At 40.9% G+C, this 17,218-nt stretch carries 13 protein-coding genes; 5 read left to right on the top strand and 8 right to left on the bottom strand.

Going from position 1 to position 17,218, the window contains the following annotated elements; genetic code table 11:
- Positions 1–66: 66 nt before the first annotated feature.
- The gene (locus CZ809_RS12165) at positions 67–717 is read right to left on the bottom strand and encodes a pseudouridine synthase (RefSeq protein ID WP_080157903.1); all 651 of its coding nucleotides are present in this window, start codon (positions 715–717) and stop codon (positions 67–69) included.
- Between the two features lie 143 nt (positions 718–860).
- Between CZ809_RS12165 and icd the strand changes: the two genes are divergently transcribed.
- Positions 861–2,114: an NADP-dependent isocitrate dehydrogenase gene (gene icd, locus CZ809_RS12160; RefSeq protein ID WP_080157902.1), complete on the top strand. Its 1,254-nt coding sequence runs from the start codon at positions 861–863 to the stop codon at positions 2,112–2,114.
- A 522-nt stretch (positions 2,115–2,636) separates the two neighbouring features.
- Here the strand turns inward: icd and cspD are convergent.
- Positions 2,637–2,858 (bottom strand): cold shock domain-containing protein CspD, encoded by a 222-nt coding sequence (cspD, locus tag CZ809_RS12155; RefSeq protein ID WP_080157901.1) that lies wholly within the window; start codon positions 2,856–2,858, stop codon positions 2,637–2,639.
- A gap of 220 nt (positions 2,859–3,078) precedes the next feature.
- Between cspD and clpS the strand changes: the two genes are divergently transcribed.
- Both clpS and clpA read left to right on the top strand, forming a co-directional pair.
- Complete coding sequence (clpS, locus tag CZ809_RS12150; protein WP_080157900.1) at positions 3,079–3,399, top strand: ATP-dependent Clp protease adapter ClpS; 321 nt, start codon at positions 3,079–3,081, stop codon at positions 3,397–3,399.
- Positions 3,400–3,446: 47 nt separating this feature from the next.
- Positions 3,447–5,717, top strand: a complete 2,271-nt coding sequence (gene clpA / locus CZ809_RS12145; protein WP_080157899.1) for an ATP-dependent Clp protease ATP-binding subunit ClpA — start codon at positions 3,447–3,449, stop codon at positions 5,715–5,717.
- Between the two features lie 160 nt (positions 5,718–5,877).
- On the opposite strand, the gene infA is transcribed toward clpA, so the two are convergent.
- From infA to trxB, 6 genes are all read right to left on the bottom strand, one after another.
- Positions 5,878–6,096 (bottom strand): translation initiation factor IF-1, encoded by a 219-nt coding sequence (infA, locus tag CZ809_RS12140; RefSeq protein WP_005368778.1) that lies wholly within the window; start codon positions 6,094–6,096, stop codon positions 5,878–5,880.
- 208 nt (positions 6,097–6,304) lie between these two features.
- Entirely contained in the window at positions 6,305–7,006 is a 702-nt protein-coding gene (locus CZ809_RS12135; RefSeq protein ID WP_080157898.1) for an arginyltransferase, read from the bottom strand.
- 11 nt (positions 7,007–7,017) lie between these two features.
- Positions 7,018–7,722: a leucyl/phenylalanyl-tRNA--protein transferase gene (gene aat, locus CZ809_RS12130; protein WP_080157897.1), complete on the bottom strand. Its 705-nt coding sequence runs from the start codon at positions 7,720–7,722 to the stop codon at positions 7,018–7,020.
- A 127-nt stretch (positions 7,723–7,849) separates the two neighbouring features.
- Positions 7,850–9,574, bottom strand: coding sequence for a heme ABC transporter ATP-binding protein/permease CydC (cydC, locus tag CZ809_RS12125; protein WP_080157896.1), 1,725 nt, complete (start codon positions 9,572–9,574; stop codon positions 7,850–7,852).
- Positions 9,567–11,339, bottom strand: a complete 1,773-nt coding sequence (gene cydD, locus CZ809_RS12120; RefSeq protein WP_080157895.1) for a heme ABC transporter permease/ATP-binding protein CydD — start codon at positions 11,337–11,339, stop codon at positions 9,567–9,569. Before cydD ends, cydC begins: the two co-directional genes overlap by 8 nt.
- A gap of 110 nt (positions 11,340–11,449) precedes the next feature.
- Entirely contained in the window at positions 11,450–12,415 is a 966-nt protein-coding gene (trxB, locus tag CZ809_RS12115) for a thioredoxin-disulfide reductase (protein WP_080157894.1), read from the bottom strand.
- 646 nt (positions 12,416–13,061) lie between these two features.
- Between trxB and lrp the strand changes: the two genes are divergently transcribed.
- Together lrp and CZ809_RS12105 are read left to right on the top strand one after the other, a co-directional pair.
- On the top strand, positions 13,062–13,556 hold the full coding sequence (gene lrp, locus CZ809_RS12110) for a leucine-responsive transcriptional regulator Lrp (protein WP_005368765.1): 495 nt from the start codon (positions 13,062–13,064) through the stop codon (positions 13,554–13,556).
- Between the two features lie 479 nt (positions 13,557–14,035).
- Positions 14,036–17,122 carry a DNA translocase FtsK 4TM domain-containing protein gene (locus tag CZ809_RS12105; RefSeq protein ID WP_080158159.1) on the top strand — a complete coding sequence of 1,029 codons (3,087 nt, stop codon included), beginning with the start codon at positions 14,036–14,038 and terminating at the stop codon, positions 17,120–17,122.
- The last annotated feature ends 96 nt before the right edge of the window (positions 17,123–17,218 follow it).

Raw genomic sequence — 17,218 nt, 5'->3', positions numbered from 1 at the left:
AATAATGCGCTCCAATGTCAGACAGAGGGCGGTCAGACATAGAGCGCGAATAGTGCGAATAGAAAACTACGCTAGATTTGGACTTGGAAGCGTAATTTCTTTCCATTCACCCGGCGCTAAATCTGCCACCGTCCATTGCGCCATTTGATAGCGAATTAAACGTAATGTTGGAAAACCGATATGCGCCGTCATGCGACGAACTTGGCGATTACGACCTTCACGTAACGTAATAGCAAGCCAGGTTGTGGGAATATTTTTACGCTCACGAATAGGTGGCGTACGATCCCATATTTGTGGTGATTCGATCACTTCAACGCCAGCGGGTAGCGTTGGGCCATCTTTTAATGTCACGCCATCACGTAACTGCTGTAAATCTGCAGCTGTTGGTGCGCCTTCAACCTGCACCCAATAGACTTTGGCTTGCTTTGATTGTGGTTGGGTTAATCGCGCTTGCAAAATACCGTCATTAGTTAATACCAGTAATCCTTCACTGTCTTTATCCAACCGTCCAGCAGGATAAACATCTTTAACCGGAATAAAATCCGCTAAGGTGCTATCACCAGGTTCACCTGAAAATTGGGTCAAAGTGTTATAAGGTTTGTTAAATAAAATAACTTTTTGTGGGCCACGAGGACGCTTGGGTTTATTTATTTTTCTTGACGCTCTACGCTCATTATTGGCACGAAGAGGTTGACGATTTGTGGTGTTTGGCTTCATAAATACGCGTTGTTGTAAGAGTTGATGAGTTGGACAGGCTTATTATACGTGAAAAATTACACAATTGACGTATTGATAAAATTTAAAGTATGATTTGCTCGCTTCTTACAAAATGATAACAAATGGATGCCAGGAGATTTAAAATGGATAGTAAAGTAATTATACCGACAGCGGGTCAGAAAATCACAGTAGATGCTGAAGGTAAATTGATTGTTCCTAGTACCCCGATTATTCCGTACATCGAAGGTGACGGTATCGGGATCGATGTAAGTCCTGCAATGATTAAAGTTGTTGATGCCGCAGTTAAAAAAGCGTACGCCGGCGATCGAAAGATTGAGTGGATGGAAATCTACACGGGTGAAAAATCGACCCAAGTATACGGCGATGACGCATGGCTTCCACAAGAAACCCTTGATTTTATTCGTGAATACAAAGTGGCTATTAAAGGCCCATTAACAACCCCCGTTGGTGGCGGTATTCGTTCCCTGAACGTCGCATTACGTCAAGAGCTTGATCTCTATATTTGTGTTCGACCTGTTCGTTATTTTGATGGTGTTCCAAGCCCAGTTAAACGTCCACAATTAACCGATATGGTTATCTACCGCGAAAACTCAGAAGATATTTATGCGGGGGTTGAATACCAAGCGGGTACACCTGAAGCTGATAAAGTTATTCAATTTTTACAGCAAGAAATGGGTGCAACAAAAATTCGATTCCCACAGCAATGTGGTATTGGTATTAAACCCGTATCAGAGGCGGGCACTAAACGTCTAGTACGTGCTGCAATTCAATACACCATTGATAATGATCGTGACTCGTTAACCTTAGTACACAAAGGTAACATCATGAAATTTACCGAAGGCGCGTTTAAAGATTGGGGCTATGATGTAGCTCTACAAGAATTTGGTGCAGAATTACTTGATGGCGGCCCTTGGATGACGTTAAAGAATCCAAAGACAGGCAAAGAGATTGTGATCAAAGATTGTATTGCTGATGCTTTCTTACAGCAGATTTTACTGCGCCCTGAAGAGTACGATGTTATTGCAACCATGAACCTTAATGGTGATTACATTTCGGATGCTTTAGCAGCTCAAGTGGGTGGCATTGGTATTGCACCGGGTGCCAATATTGGTGATGGTGTGGCGCTGTTTGAAGCGACTCACGGTACAGCACCTAAGTATGCAGGCCAAGATAAGGTTAACCCTGGTTCATTGATTCTGTCTGCTGAAATGATGTTACGTCATATGGGTTGGACAGAAGCTGCTGATTTGATTATTAGTTCAATGGAAGCGGCGATCAGTAATAAGACCGTAACCTATGATTTTGAACGTCTAATGGATGGCGCTAACCTGCGTAAATGTTCAGAATTTGCTGATGATATGATTGAGCAAATGTAACCATTACCGTATTTAAAATACATAAAGCTCAGCATTGGCTGGGCTTTTTTTATGGCTGTTGCGTGTTGTTATCGGTGAGATGTATTAAGTGTTATACCGATAGACGATCAGTAACGAGATTACATATATCATACTCTCGTGCGCTAACTCTCAAACAGAGAATAAGGAAAGTCGGTCAGTATAGGCAGCTCATTAAAATTGGCATAGGATAGAAATGCAATAGGCTATATGTGTATTATTTGTTAAGTATTGTGATGTTTAAATCTTAATTTTAATACTTAAAGCAACGCTACGTTTTTATGCGTATTTTATTCAATTTATGAGTGTTCAATAAACAGTGAGTTCACATGGTTGTTGAATTTTTCAGCATAAAAACATATACGAAGGATTAATAACACCAGATGACTGTCGAAGTCGAAGTGTAATTGGTATATTGTACTAGATAGTAGAAATTTGGTTTCGAGTTAACGAATAAAAGGTGAGATAACTCACCTCTTAATGTGCAAGTAATACGGGATCCATTTATTTGGCTTCATCGCCTTGGGCGGGAATAATAGCGCTGGCATGGTAACCTTTAGGACCTGTTTGAACTTCATAGTTCACTTGCTGACCGGCTTTAAGTGTGCGGTAACCATCCATCTGAATTGTTGAATAGTGGGCAAAAATATCATCCTCACCTTCTTCAGGGCAGATGAAACCAAATCCTTTAGCGTTATTGAACCATTTCACTGTACCTGTTGCCATGCTATACATCCTTTTTGCATTCAAGTTCCATTTGACATTAGTTGCTTATCGAGTAATGTTTGATTGCATACTAATGCGATTTTGATGCAGATTATATCTACTATATTTTACAATGTAGTAAAATTAACTAGTCAGTCAAGTATTGTTTGTAACATTTTGATAAAATCTTTTGTTAACTTGGCTATAGCCAGCTCACGAATTAATGAACTAAGATAAAACTATGAGTAAGTTATACGAATGGATGAATCCTGAATCTGATGTCTTAGATAAAGAAGAAATCCAAGTTAAGCCGCCATCGATGTATAAAGTAGTGCTAAATAATGATGACTATACGCCGATGGATTTTGTGATTGATGTGTTACAAACATTTTTTTCCATGGATCTGGAAAAAGCTTCTCAGTTGATGCTTGCGGTGCATTATGAAGGTAAAGCCATTTGTGGCACTTTCACTGCCGAAGTAGCAGAAACAAAAGTTGCGCAAGTAATGATGTACGCGCGGGAAAATGAACACCCGTTGTTGTGTACGATGGAAAAAGCATAATCTTTTTCCGGCACGCCATATTGAGTGGTTTTTAGGGGAGGTGCCTTATGCTAAATAAAGAACTTGAAGCAAGCCTGAACGGTGCATTTGCACGAGCAAGGGAAAAGCGTCATGAATTTATGACGGTAGAACATTTATTGATGGCACTGTTAGACAATGTAGCCACACAAGAGGCGTTATTAGCATGTCGTGCTGATCTTGACCAGTTGCGTAAAGAGCTAGATTCTTTCATTGAACAAACAACACCCTTAATTCCAATGGATGATGAGAGCCGAGAAACCCAACCAACATTGAGTTTTCAACGGGTGTTACAACGTGCCGTGTTCCATGTCCAATCCTCTGGTCGCAGTGAAGTTACTGGTGCGAATGTATTGGTTGCTATTTTTAGTGAGCAAGAATCACACGCAGCATATTTGCTTAAGAAAAGTGATATTAGTCGTCTTGATGTGGTGAACTTTATTTCTCATGGCACTGTGAAAGGCAGTGATAATGATGATGTGAATCCGTCAGAGATTGGCAATAACGAAGAACAACGTACCGAACAAGCAAGCTCAGAAGACAAACTTGAGAATTTTGCTACCAACCTCAATCAACTTGCCAAATCGGGTGGTATTGATCCTCTAATTGGTCGAGATAAAGAACTTGAGCGTACGATTCAAGTGCTGTGCCGCCGTCGAAAAAACAACCCGTTATTAGTGGGTGAAGCAGGTGTGGGTAAAACCGCAATTGCTGAAGGTCTGGCATGGCGTATTGTTGAAGGTCAAGTGCCCGAAATTATTCAAGACTGTATTATTTACTCGCTCGATATTGGTTCTCTTTTAGCGGGCACAAAATACCGTGGTGACTTTGAAAAACGTTTCAAAGGTATTTTGAAGCAGCTTGAAAAAGAAGAACATGCGATTTTATTTATTGATGAAATCCATACCATCATTGGCGCAGGTGCTGCCTCTGGCGGCCAAGTTGATGCTGCTAACTTACTAAAACCATTATTGAGTAGTGGTAAGCTTCGCTGCATGGGGTCAACAACCTATCAAGAATACAGCAATATTTTTGAGAAAGAGCGTGCCTTATCGCGTCGTTTCCAAAAAATTGATGTGGTTGAACCTTCATTGGATGACACCACTAAAATCTTGATGGGGTTGAAATCTAAATATGAAGCGCACCATGAAGTTCGTTTTACCAATAAAGCGATTCGTGCTGCGGTTGAGTTATCAGCCAAATACATTAACGAACGTCACTTACCTGATAAAGCGATTGATGTGATTGATGAAGCGGGTGCGCGTTGTCGTTTAGCCCCGGCAAGCCGTCGTAAAAAAACGGTGAATGTCGGTGATATTGAGTCGATGATCGCTCGTATGGCTCGTATTCCTGAAAAATCAATTTCAAGCAGTGATCGTGATGTACTTCAAAGCCTTGATCGCCGATTAAAAATGTTGGTCTTTGGTCAAGATAGTGCGATTGATGTATTAACGGAAGCTATCAAACTTAGCCGTGCAGGACTCAGTGCTGATAATAAGCCTGTTGGTTCATTCTTATTTGCCGGTCCTACTGGTGTCGGTAAAACGGAAGTAACAGTCCAGTTAGCACGTACAATGGGCATTGAGCTGCTACGTTTTGATATGTCTGAGTACATGGAACGTCATACAGTAAGCCGCTTAATTGGTGCACCTCCTGGTTATGTGGGTTATGACCAAGGTGGATTATTAACAGATGCCGTCATTAAAAATCCTCACTCCGTTGTTTTACTTGATGAAATTGAAAAAGCGCATCCTGATGTGTTCAATTTACTGTTACAAATAATGGATAACGGTACGCTTACCGACAATAACGGTCGTAAAGCGGATTTCCGTAATGTTATTTTTGTGATGACAACTAACGCCGGTGTGACGGAAACAGTACGTAAATCGATTGGTCTTATTCAGCAGGATCATAGCCATGATGCGATGGCTGAGATCAAACGCGTATTTACACCAGAATTCCGTAACCGTCTTGATAATATTATTTGGTTTAATCATCTTGAAAAAGACATTATTGGCCAAGTGGTTGATAAGTTTATTGTGGAATTACAAGCACAGCTAGATGCGCGTGGCGTATCAATGGAAGTCTCTGAACGTGCACGTGAGTGGATGTCAGATAAAGGCTATGACAAGGCGATGGGTGCTCGCCCAATGGCGCGTGTGATTCAAGAGAACCTTAAAAAGCCACTTGCGAATGAATTGTTGTTCGGTTCATTGGTTAATGGTGGTTCTGTTCGTGTTGACTACATTAATGGTGAACTTGATTTCCAATTCAGTAGTGAAATGGAAGCTGCCCACTAACAGAATCTTGTTAGGGTATGTTGCATAAACAAAAACGCCGTAGATAGTAACAACTATCTGCGGCGTTTTTATATTATGACTCTTGTTACCATCATTCGCTAAAATAAAACCCAGCAAATAGGCTGGGTTTTATTTGCAGCACTAATCTTTTAGAGAAAGATTAACGTGCGCGGAAGACGATGCGACCTTTAGTTAGATCGTAAGGAGTCAGTTCCACTGTTACTTTGTCACCAGTAAGGATACGGATGTAGTTTTTACGCATCTTACCAGAGATGTGAGCAGTAACAACGTGACCGTTTTCCAGCTCAACACGGAACATAGTATTTGGTAGTGTATCTAGTACAGTACCAGCCATTTCAATTACGTCTTCTTTTGCCATTGAATCCTCTTAGGCTACCAGCCATTCATCTTGATCGGGCTGGATAATGCCTTGAAACTGTTTGAGTGTAAAGTTTAGGACGTAATTTTACCCTCGCTAGCTGTTTTTGTCAGCTTTTGTTCGCGATTAATCCATTTTTTCTCAGCTAATTAACAAAAGCAGATGTAAAACAACGGTTGTTGCGGTTATTTTAACCGCTTTGTTTTTTTTATAATAACGAAGAAATCCATTCACCATTGATTAATTTCTGATGCGGCATGAAGCGAATTTTATAGTTCATCTCACGGCATTGGTCGATTTGATAACCGGGATAGAGCCATTGGCGTTGTGTTTGGTTGCAGACTTCAACTTGTAATAGGACACATAATGTTCCAAGTGAGAGTTTATGTTCAGGTTCAAAAAAACTGTAAACCGCACTGAGTGAATCAGGAAAAACATCCGTAACTGCGATAGCAATTAATTGATTATCTTGATAGAGATGTAAAAATGCCGTGTTCATCCACGAAGCACTAACAAAATCAAAAAATTGCTGTTTATTGGCAGGAAACATTGAGCCACTGGCATGACGAACATTAATATAACGCTCATAAAGCTCAAACCAATTAGGATCGAGTTGTTGTTTAAATTCCCATTGCAGCTTTTTGAGTTGGTTTTGCTGCCGTTTCTGGCTTTTTGATGGTGTAAATTCAGTGCAATTAATCCGCAACGGAGTACAAGCATTACAGTTTTTACACATTGGCTTATAAATAACACTACCGCTGCGACGATAACCAGAACTAATTAATAGATCATAACCATTAGGGTTTAACCACGGTTGATCCATTACAATACCAAGCTGATCACGTTGTTGTGGTAGGTAATTACAATCACTTTCAGGTGTTAAACCTAGTTGTAAGGATAATTCTTTCATCATTAATTCATTTATAACACTAAAGTTTGAGGGTGATAACAGGCCGTAGGTAATGCACTATCTCGTTGTTGATGTAATTGCGTTAGAAAAGCAGGGCGGTTTAATTCACAGGCACCTAAAGAGGCTAGATGGGGATTCATCATTTGGCAATCAATGAGAGTACCACCGTGGCTTGAAAAATGGTGACAGAAATACCATAACGCAATTTTTGAGGCATTATCAGCAAGGGAAAACATCGATTCTCCACAAAAAACACTTCCCACGGAAACCCCGTAAAAGCCACCGACTAATTGCTGATCTTGCCATACTTCTACCGAGTGACAGTCACCCTCATCATGTAATTTCTGATAAGCCGCGATCATTGCTTCCGTGATCCATGTGTGTTCAGGACCACGAGACTCTGCACAGTGGCGGATCACCGCATGGCAGGCATGATTTAAGGTGATGGTATAAGGGGCTTTTCGCATAAATTTGCGTACGCTTTTACTGGGTGTAAATTGTTGTGGAATAAAGATCCCACGAGGGGTTGGGCTCCACCATAAAATAGGTTCGCCTTGTGAATACCACGGAAAAATGCCGTGACGGTAAGCTTGACGTAAACGTTGTGGGCTAAGATCACCACCAAAAGCCAGTAGCCCATTAGGATCAGCAAGGGCTGTTGTTGGATCTGGAAATAGTAATGATGAAGGATCAATTTCAGGTATATAAATCGTCATTTATTATCAACAACATGCAAGTCAAAGGCTACTAATGGCAATATAACATTTAACGACGGATAAAAAAAACGCCAATAATCAGCGGGGATTATTGGCGTTAACTGCGTTTTAGAGGGTTAATGCTTGATTAAATTCGGTGACATAATTCAGCATAACGACCATTTTGAGCCAGCAATTGTTGATGCTGACCGCGTTCAATGATCTCACCTTCATCCATTAAGCAAATTTGATCCATGCTATCGAGCCCAACTAAACGGTGAGTAATAAATAACACTGTTTTGTCTTTGGCAAATTCAAGCAATAAACTTAATATTTGCTGCTCAGTTCGACGATCAAGCCCTTCGGTCGGTTCATCTAATAACAGAATTGGAGCATCATGAAGTAATGCGCGTGCAATACCGATTCGACGACGTTCACCACCGGAAATATGACGACCACCGTCACCAAGCCATGTATCTAAACCATTGTCATCAAGCAGACTGCTTAAACCGACTTTATTGAGTACATCCACAAATTGTTGCTCAGTCGCATTTGGTTTAGCTAAGACAAGGTTTTCACGTAGTGAGCCATTAAATATATCGACGCGTTGGCTAACAACCGTAATGGCATTACGTAATGCAGGTTCACTCCATGTTGGCAGTGGTACACCATCAATGGCAATCGATCCTTGTTGTGGATCCCAGCTGCGGGTGAGTAATTGTAATAAAGTTGATTTACCACAACCAGTACGGCCAAGTAAGGCTAATTTTTCACCTTGCTTAATATTCAGTGATAAGTGTTTAACAACGGGTTTATCACTGCCGTAATAGGTGTAGCTGATGTCATTAAAACAAATATCACCATGGGCTACTGCGTTATAACCTTGAGGATCAAACACAGTATCAGGCGTTGCTTCAATAATTTCATTAAGACGCTTTGCCGATGATAATGTTTGGCCTAAATACTGAAATGCACCCGCTACTGGCATCATCATTTCAAAACTTGCCATGGTAGTAAAAGCCACCATTGCTACAAAAGGATCGGGTGCATGACCTGCAATACCGTTGGCTGCAATCCACAGGATAATCACTAACGTCCAGCCTGTAGCTGCCATTAATAAGCCATTAGCAATGCCGGTTAACCCTGCCATTTTTCGCTGAGCATCAAGTAATTTATCTTGTTCTGCTTCTGCTTGTTGACGGTAACGTTCTTCTGCATTAAACAGCAATAATTCAGCGTGACCTTGAATCCAATCTAATAACGTAATGCGGTAGTTTGCTTTAGCGTGAGTTAATGTTTCACCATTGCGCTTACCTAAACGATAAAAAACAATCGGTAAAATAATCATTAATGCTAATAATATGCCACCAAGAGTAAAACCAATAGTGGGATCAAACCAAGCTAAAAAGCCCGTCACAATAACAATACCTAGCACACCGATAATCAGTGGGCTAACTAAACGCAGATAGACGTGATCCATTGCATCAACATCTGCCACTAAGCGATTGAGTAAGTCGGCATCACGTAAATTTGCATGACGACCTGGAATCAATGGTGTCAGTTTTCGAAAAAAGAATAACCGTAAATCAGCGAGTAGTTTAAAGGTCGCGTTATGACTAACAACCCGTTCTGCCCACCGTCCTGCTGTACGTGCCATAGAAAAGCCACGTACACCAGCACCAGGTACCATGTAATTAAACGTTTGACTACTAATTAAGGTTAGACCTGCCACGGCAGAAGCGGCAATGAACCAACCGGATAACGTTAATAGGCTAATGGCTGATAATAGTGTCAATAATCCTAAAATCATGCCTAAGGTTAAACCAAACCAGTGTTTACGGTAGAGTTTAAGGTAAGGGATTAAATCACGCATCGAGATCCCTCTTATCTGTAGATGTAAGCATGTCAGCTAATAAACCTTGATGACTGATGGTATCAAAAGCCCCGTTTTGAACTAATTTACCGTTATCCATAACCAGAATGCGGTCCATAGCATGCAGTTGATCTAGACGGTGACTCACCATCAGTGTGGTGCGATCAGTAACTGCCATAGCTAAACTTTCTAGCACTAAGCGCTCACTGTTAGCATCAAGGCTTGCCGTGGGTTCATCAAGTAGCCAAAAAGCGCCGTTTTGTAACATTGCACGCGCTACGGCAATACGTTGTGCTTGGCCGACAGACAAACCACCGGAGCGATCACCTACATGGTGTTCATAGCCTTTTTCAAGACGTTGAATAAATTCATCAGCATAGGCTTGGCGAGTGACTTGTTCGATATCATTATTCGTGGCATTTGGATTACCGAGCGTAATGTTATCGCGTACAGAACCATGGACTAATAATGGATTCTGACCGACCCAACTGATCGCTTGACGCCATTGATCATGCCTAAGTTGATTCAGTTCAACATCGTTTATTTTGATACTGCCACGGTAAGGTAAAAAGCCGAGTAGGGCATTGAGTAAACTGGTTTTACCCGCGCCACTTGGACCAATTAATGCCACATGTTCTTTGGTATTAATGGTAAAGCTTAGAGGACCTGCCAGTATTTTACCTTCAGGGCTTAGCACTTCAAGATCGGTTACTGTTATATGAATAGCATCTGGGGTGGGTAATGGTGTGTCACCGTTACTCATTTCATCTGCTTCAATGTTTAAAAATTCAACAATTGATTCAGCAGCACCGATGGCTTGCGCTTTAGCATGGTAGAAGGTACCAAGATCTCGCAGTGGTTGATAAAACTCAGGTGCGAGCACTAATACAAATAAACCTGTAAATAGCGAAAGAGGTACACCATAGTTACCAAAGTTCAGTTCGCCGATGAAAGCAAAACCAAAATAGACTGCAACAATAGCAACAGAAATTGCTGAGAAGAATTCTAATACAGCTGATGATAAAAAGGCTAATCGCAGCACTTCCATGGTGCGTTTACGTAGGACGTGTGAAGCGGCATCTAAATTTTCAGCTTCAGCATCAACGCGATTAAATAATCGTAGGGTTGATAAACCTTGTAAACGGTCATAGAAGTGACCAGATAAACGTTGTAACGCTTTAAAGTTACGACGGTTAGCATCTGCTGCACCTAAACCGACTAATGCCATAAAAAATGGAACTAACGGTGCAGTAATAAGGAAGATTAAGCCTGCAGCCCAGTTAAGCGGGAATACCACGACTAAAATCACCACCGGAATTAATACCGCCAGTGACATTTGTGGTAAGTAGCGCGCAAAGAAATCTTGCATTTCTTCGACTTGCTCAAGCACTAAACTTGCCCATACGCCAGCCGGTTTACCCTTGATATAAGCAGGACCGAGATTTTGTAAGCGGTTGAGAATTAATTGGCGAATATGGAGTCGAATTTGTTCACCGCAACGGTAACCACAAACCTCTCGTCCCCAGCTACATAATGCACGTAAACCAACGATAACAATAAGACCAACAAACTGATTAATAAGTTGGTATTTATCGGTATGCTCCATGATCAATTGATGCAAAATATTGGCTAATAAAGCTGCTTGCCCGACAAGCAATAATCCCGAAATAAACCCTAAGCCAATACTGAACATCATCCAACGTTTGGCGAGTTTACTTTGGGATTTTAACCATTTGGTCAAATCGCGTTGTAATTGTTTATCCATATAAATAAGGTTTCATTACGGTATTTATGGTAAGTCGCTCTTACAACAACAAAAATTGAAATTTATGCTGCTGTAAGGAAAAAAGCTGCTGTATAAACAGAGGCTTGATGTTACTTATTTTGATCTGCGAGAGCGTCTAAATAACGCTCAGCATCCAATGCGGCCATACAGCCTGTTCCAGCAGAAGTGATAGCTTGGCGGTAGCTATGATCCATTACGTCACCCGCAGCAAAAATACCCTCAACACTGGTTTGAGTAGCATTACCGTGGATACCAGATTGGACTTTAATATAGCCATTTTCCATATCTAATTGACCATTGAAAATAGTGGTATTTGGCTGGTGGCCAATAGCAATAAACACACCCATTACATCAAGTTCTTCAGTTGCATCTGATTGGGTATCTTTAAGACGTAAACCTGTTACACCCATGTCATCCCCTAAGACTTCATCAAGGGTACTATCAGTGTGCAAAATGATATTGCCGTTGGCGACTTTTTCCATCAGACGATTGATTAGAATTTTCTCAGAACGGAAGCTATCGCGACGGTGAACAAGGTGTACTTCTGCGGCAATATTTGACAGATATAACGCTTCTTCAACAGCGGTGTTACCACCACCGATAACGGCAACTTTTTGGTTACGGTAAAAGAAACCATCACAAGTCGCACAAGCAGATACGCCACGGCCTTTAAATGCTTCTTCTGAGTCTAAACCAATGTATTTTGCAGAAGCACCGGTTGAGATAATAAGCGCATCACAGGTGTATTCACTGTTTTCGCCTTTTAAGCGGAAAGGGCGCTGGCTGAAATCAGTTTCACTAATAAAGTCAGTGATAATTTCAGTTTCAAATTTCTCTGCATGGGCTTTCATGCGGTCCATAAGTGCTGGGCCTGTTAGCTCATCAGCATCGCCAGGCCAGTTTTCAATTTCAGTAGTAGTCGTAAGTTGACCACCTTGCTGCATACCTGTGATCATTACTGGTGAGAGGTTTGCACGTGCAGCATAGACAGCAGCAGTATAACCCGCTGGTCCAGAACCAAGGATGAGTAGTTCACAATGTTTTACGTTACTCATTTTTTCTCCAGGCTGAATAATATTATTATTATGGAAGACTGATTGTAGGTAAATTGCAGTCGTAAAGGAAGAGGATGTAAGACAATCAATTATTTGCTTGCCCTATTGAATTCGGGCGACAAACGTTTAATAGCGTCTCAACTTTAATAAAAAAAAGAAGCTAGATTGACGACAAAAATACCGTAGTAATAGGCTTTTTTGAAGAGTTAAATGTGAAAAGTCAGATCGTGTTTTTTTGATCTAGCACAAATTTCATTAAAAAAAATACATGATATTCGTTATTTTAATTTTTTGAATAATGATTGTATAACTATTGCTGTAATAGACAGATAGATGATTAAAACTCACAGTTGTTAAATTATGTTAATGTATTTGTGTTGATATGATTAATTTACTTTGATAATCCGTTTTGTTTTGGTACAACATAGTTAAATATTTGTTTTTGATGAGCAGCTGCTAGTAAAATCCTTCAGTATTTGAGGATGGTTATAGTCATAGGTAGAAATAAAATCCAACAATATCGTAACTAAATAGCATGATCGTCTGATATTTATCACGGATTGTTTGACTATTAGAGTATTTGATTCTAAAAATAGATAAGATGTAGTATATTTTTTTGCAAGGAAGTGAGAAGGTGGAATAAAAAATGGTAGATACCAAAAAGAAACCATCCAAGGAATTGGATCGCATAGACCGTAATATTTTGAATGAACTTCAAAAAGACGGTCGAATTTCAAACGTCGAGCTTTCTAAGCGTGTTGGCTTATCACCGACACCTTGTTTAGAGCGTGTACGTCGATTAGAGCGCCAAGGCTATATCAGCGGTTATACTGCACTATTAAACCCACAGTTTCTTGATGCATCACTACTTGTGTTTGTTGAGATCACTCTCAACCGTGGTGCGCCAGATGTTTTTGAGCAGTTTAATAAGTCGGTACAAGAGCTAGAAGATATTCAGGAATGTCATTTAGTTTCTGGTGATTTTGACTATTTGTTGAAAACACGTGTATCAGATATGTCGGCTTACCGTAAATTGCTTGGTGAAACTTTGCTACGTCTTCCTGGTGTTAACGATACTCGTACCTATGTTGTTATGGAAGAAGTTAAGCAAAGCAACAACTTGGTTATTAAAACACGCTAGATATTCGTGCTTTAAGCAATCGAAGATTGAGATATATATACACCCTGAATAACGTGATTGTTATTCAGGGTGTATTTGTTTATACGCTATAAAAATAATAATTGGTGATTAATCATCCAAACGGATCTACAAATTGACATAATGATGAATTTATTTGACGGCAGACCGTCTAAAATAAGTAACGACTAGCCGTTTGAGATAATTAGCTTTTATTGCTTACTATTTGAAAATAATTTTATTTTAAAGGGCGACGAACACAGACAATGTGGTCTTTTAGTATAGAATGATGGCATTAAAACATTTACTTTATATTTGTGAGTTTGCCAACAACGTGGCTGGGTATTGGATGTAGTGTTGTTATTAGCAGCAAAGGCGCCACTTTAGTCGCTGAAAATATCAGCTTGTTGGCAAAACATTTGAATTTGATAGAAACACCGGAGTTATTCTTGAGGAAGTTTAAAGGTAAAAAACTGCCCAAAATGCGTTTATCGGGTGGGCAACGCATTATTGAAGGTTTTTTGATCATCAGTATTTTAGTCGCCATTTATATGATGGTAGCGCTAGTCACATTTAATCCGGCAGACCCATCTTGGTCGCAGACTGCTTGGGAAGGTGTTGTTCAGAATAAAGCAGGCTCATTTGGCGCGTTAGTCGCAGATACTCTGTTCTTTATTTTTGGATCACTGGCTTACGTTATTCCGATTATTTTAGTGTCATTAGGCTGGTTTGTTTTTCAGCGTCGAACCAAAATGCTGTCATTGGATTATATGGTTTACGGCACTCGTTGGTTGGGATTGATTTTATTAATCTTAAGCAGTTGTGGTTTAGCCGATCTTAACTTTGATGATATTTGGTATTTCTCATCAGGCGGTGTTATTGGTGATGTTGTTGCCAACGTATCGTTACCATTACTCAATGTACTAGGTGCAACCTTACTCCTCATGTTTGCATGGGCGATTGGCTTTACGCTCTTTACGGGTGTTTCGTGGACAACCATTGTTGATCAATTGGGTGAAAAAACACTATCAAGCTTAACATGGATATTGAATAAGTTACGTTCAGATAAACATGAAATGATGCGTCCGTTTGCCACTGAAATTGCAGCCGAAGCAGATATGCCTTATGCCAAGCATCTGCATGATGTTAATGACGAGCATGATGATCCACTATTGTCGTCTTATGCGAATTCAGCTCATGAAGAAGCGTCTGCTGGTCACTCTTTTGAGCGTAAAGTCCCGGTTTATAACGCAGCACAGCAAACACCGATTATTCATTCAACCGCTGCTGTTGCCGCTGATCCATTAATGGATATCGCAGCACCACAAGTTGAACCTCAAGCTTATGTTGCGCCAGTAGAACAGGCAGCACCGTATGTTGAACCTCAAGCTTATGTTGCGCCAGTAGAACAGGCTGCACCGTATGTTGAACCTCAAGCTTATGTTGCGCCAGTAGAACAGGCAGCACCGTATGTTGAACCTCAAGCTTATGTTGCGCCAGTAGAACAGGCTGCACCACAAGTTGAACCTCAAGCTTATGTTGCGCCAGTAGAACAGGCTGCACCATATGTTGAACCTCAAGCTTACGTTGCGCCAGTTGAAGAGGCAGCACCACAAGTTGAACCTCAAGCTTATGTTGCGCCAGTTGAAGAGGTAGCACCATATGTTGAACCTCAAGCCTATGTTGCGCCAGTTGAACAGGCTGCACCGTATGTTGAACCTCAAGCCTATGTTGCACCAGTAGAACAAGTAGCACCGATACAAGGTTTATCTGTTTCAGCACTTGAGCGCGAGCTTGAAAAAGATGAAGATTTTACTGTTGCGGTTGATGAGCAAACACAGCATGTAATTAATGCTGTCGTTAGTGAGCAACCTACTGCATCACAAGTCTATGCTGAACCTGTTGCGGCGTCTTTTGCACCGACAGCGGCTGTTGATACTTCAGAAGAGGGATTAACAGACGAGGAAATTTTCCTAAAACGTATTCGTGATAAACAAAAAGAACAAGCACACCTTGCAGGATTAGATAATCCTTTCTTAATGCAAAAAGAGCCTGATCTTCCGGTTCCAACATCACCAATGCCAACATTAGATTTACTACAGCCAGCACGTAAAACGGTTGAAAAAGCATCTGATGAAGAGTTACAAGCGACAGCGGCACTAATTGAATCAAAACTTGCTGATTATAAAATCAAAGTACAAGTTAAAGGTATTTATCCTGGCCCGGTTATTACACGCTATGAGCTTGACCTTGCCCCTGGCGTAAAAGTGAGTCGTATTTCTGGGCTATCAAAAGATTTAGCGCGTGCATTATCAACCACATCAGTACGTGTGGTTGAAGTGATTCCAGGTAAACCTTACATTGGTTTAGAGCTGCCCAATAAGAGCCGTGAAACGGTTTATATGTCGGAAGTGGTTGCGAGTGAGCAATTCCAGCATGTTGGTGGTGCACTGCCTATCGTTTTAGGTAACGATATTGCGGGCGATGCTGTTGTGGCTGATTTAAGTAAAATGCCACACTTATTGGTTGCAGGTACCACCGGTTCTGGTAAATCAGTTGGTGTGAATGTCATGATTCTGAGCTTACTTTACAAATGTAAACCAGAAGATTGTCGCTTCATTATGATTGACCCGAAAATGTTGGAACTATCAATCTATGAAGGTATTCCACATCTATTAACCGAAGTAGTTACTGACATGAAAGATGCTGGTAATGCGCTTCGTTGGTGTGTCGGTGAAATGGAACGTCGTTATAAAGTGTTAGCGGCTTGTGGTGTACGTAACCTTGCAGGTTATAACGCTAAACTTAAAGAAGCAGCAGAAGCTGGTCACCCAATTCATGATCCATTATGGAAACCGGGTGATACCATGGATGAGTACCCACCGTTATTGGAAAAAATGCCAAGTATTGTGGTGATTGTCGATGAATTTGCTGATTTAATGATGGTTGTGGGTAAAAAAGTAGAAGAACTAATTGCTCGTTTGGCTCAAAAAGCTCGAGCAGCAGGTATTCACCTTGTATTAGCCACTCAGCGTCCTTCTGTTGATGTAATTACAGGCTTGATTAAAGCTAATATTCCAACGCGAATGGCATTTACCGTATCAACTAAAACTGACTCACGCACTATTCTTGATCAAGGTGGTGCAGAAACATTGTTAGGCATGGGTGATATGTTGTACTTACCGTCAGGTCAAAGTCATACCATTCGTGTTCATGGTGCATTTGCATCTGATGATGACGTGCATAACGTGGTTAACGATTGGAAAGCACGTGGTAGACCTCAATATATCGATAGCATTTTAAACACAGATCAAGGTGCCGATAGTTTGCTTCCGGGTGAAGCACCATCGGGTGACGATGATTTAGACCAGCTATTTGATGAGGTGGCTGCTTTTGTAGCAGAAACGCGTCGAGCATCTATTTCAGGCGTACAGCGTCGATTTAAGATCGGTTATAACCGCGCCGCTCGTATTGTTGATCAATTACAAGCACATGGCATCGTGAGTGCTCCGGGGCATAATGCTAACCGTGAAGTATTAGCGCCGCCACCAGTACAGCATCTCGATTAATGGCTAGCGATAAATAGCTACGTATGCTGTAAGCACTAAAGTGTAAATAAAACCGCTGTGATAGAGATTGTCACAGCGGTTTAATACTAAAGAGGT

It is taken from the genome of Photobacterium piscicola, from assembly GCF_900166965.1.
GTDB classification, from domain to species: Bacteria; Pseudomonadota; Gammaproteobacteria; order Enterobacterales; family Vibrionaceae; genus Photobacterium; species Photobacterium piscicola.
This window is presented reverse-complemented; position numbering and strand designations above follow the sequence as displayed.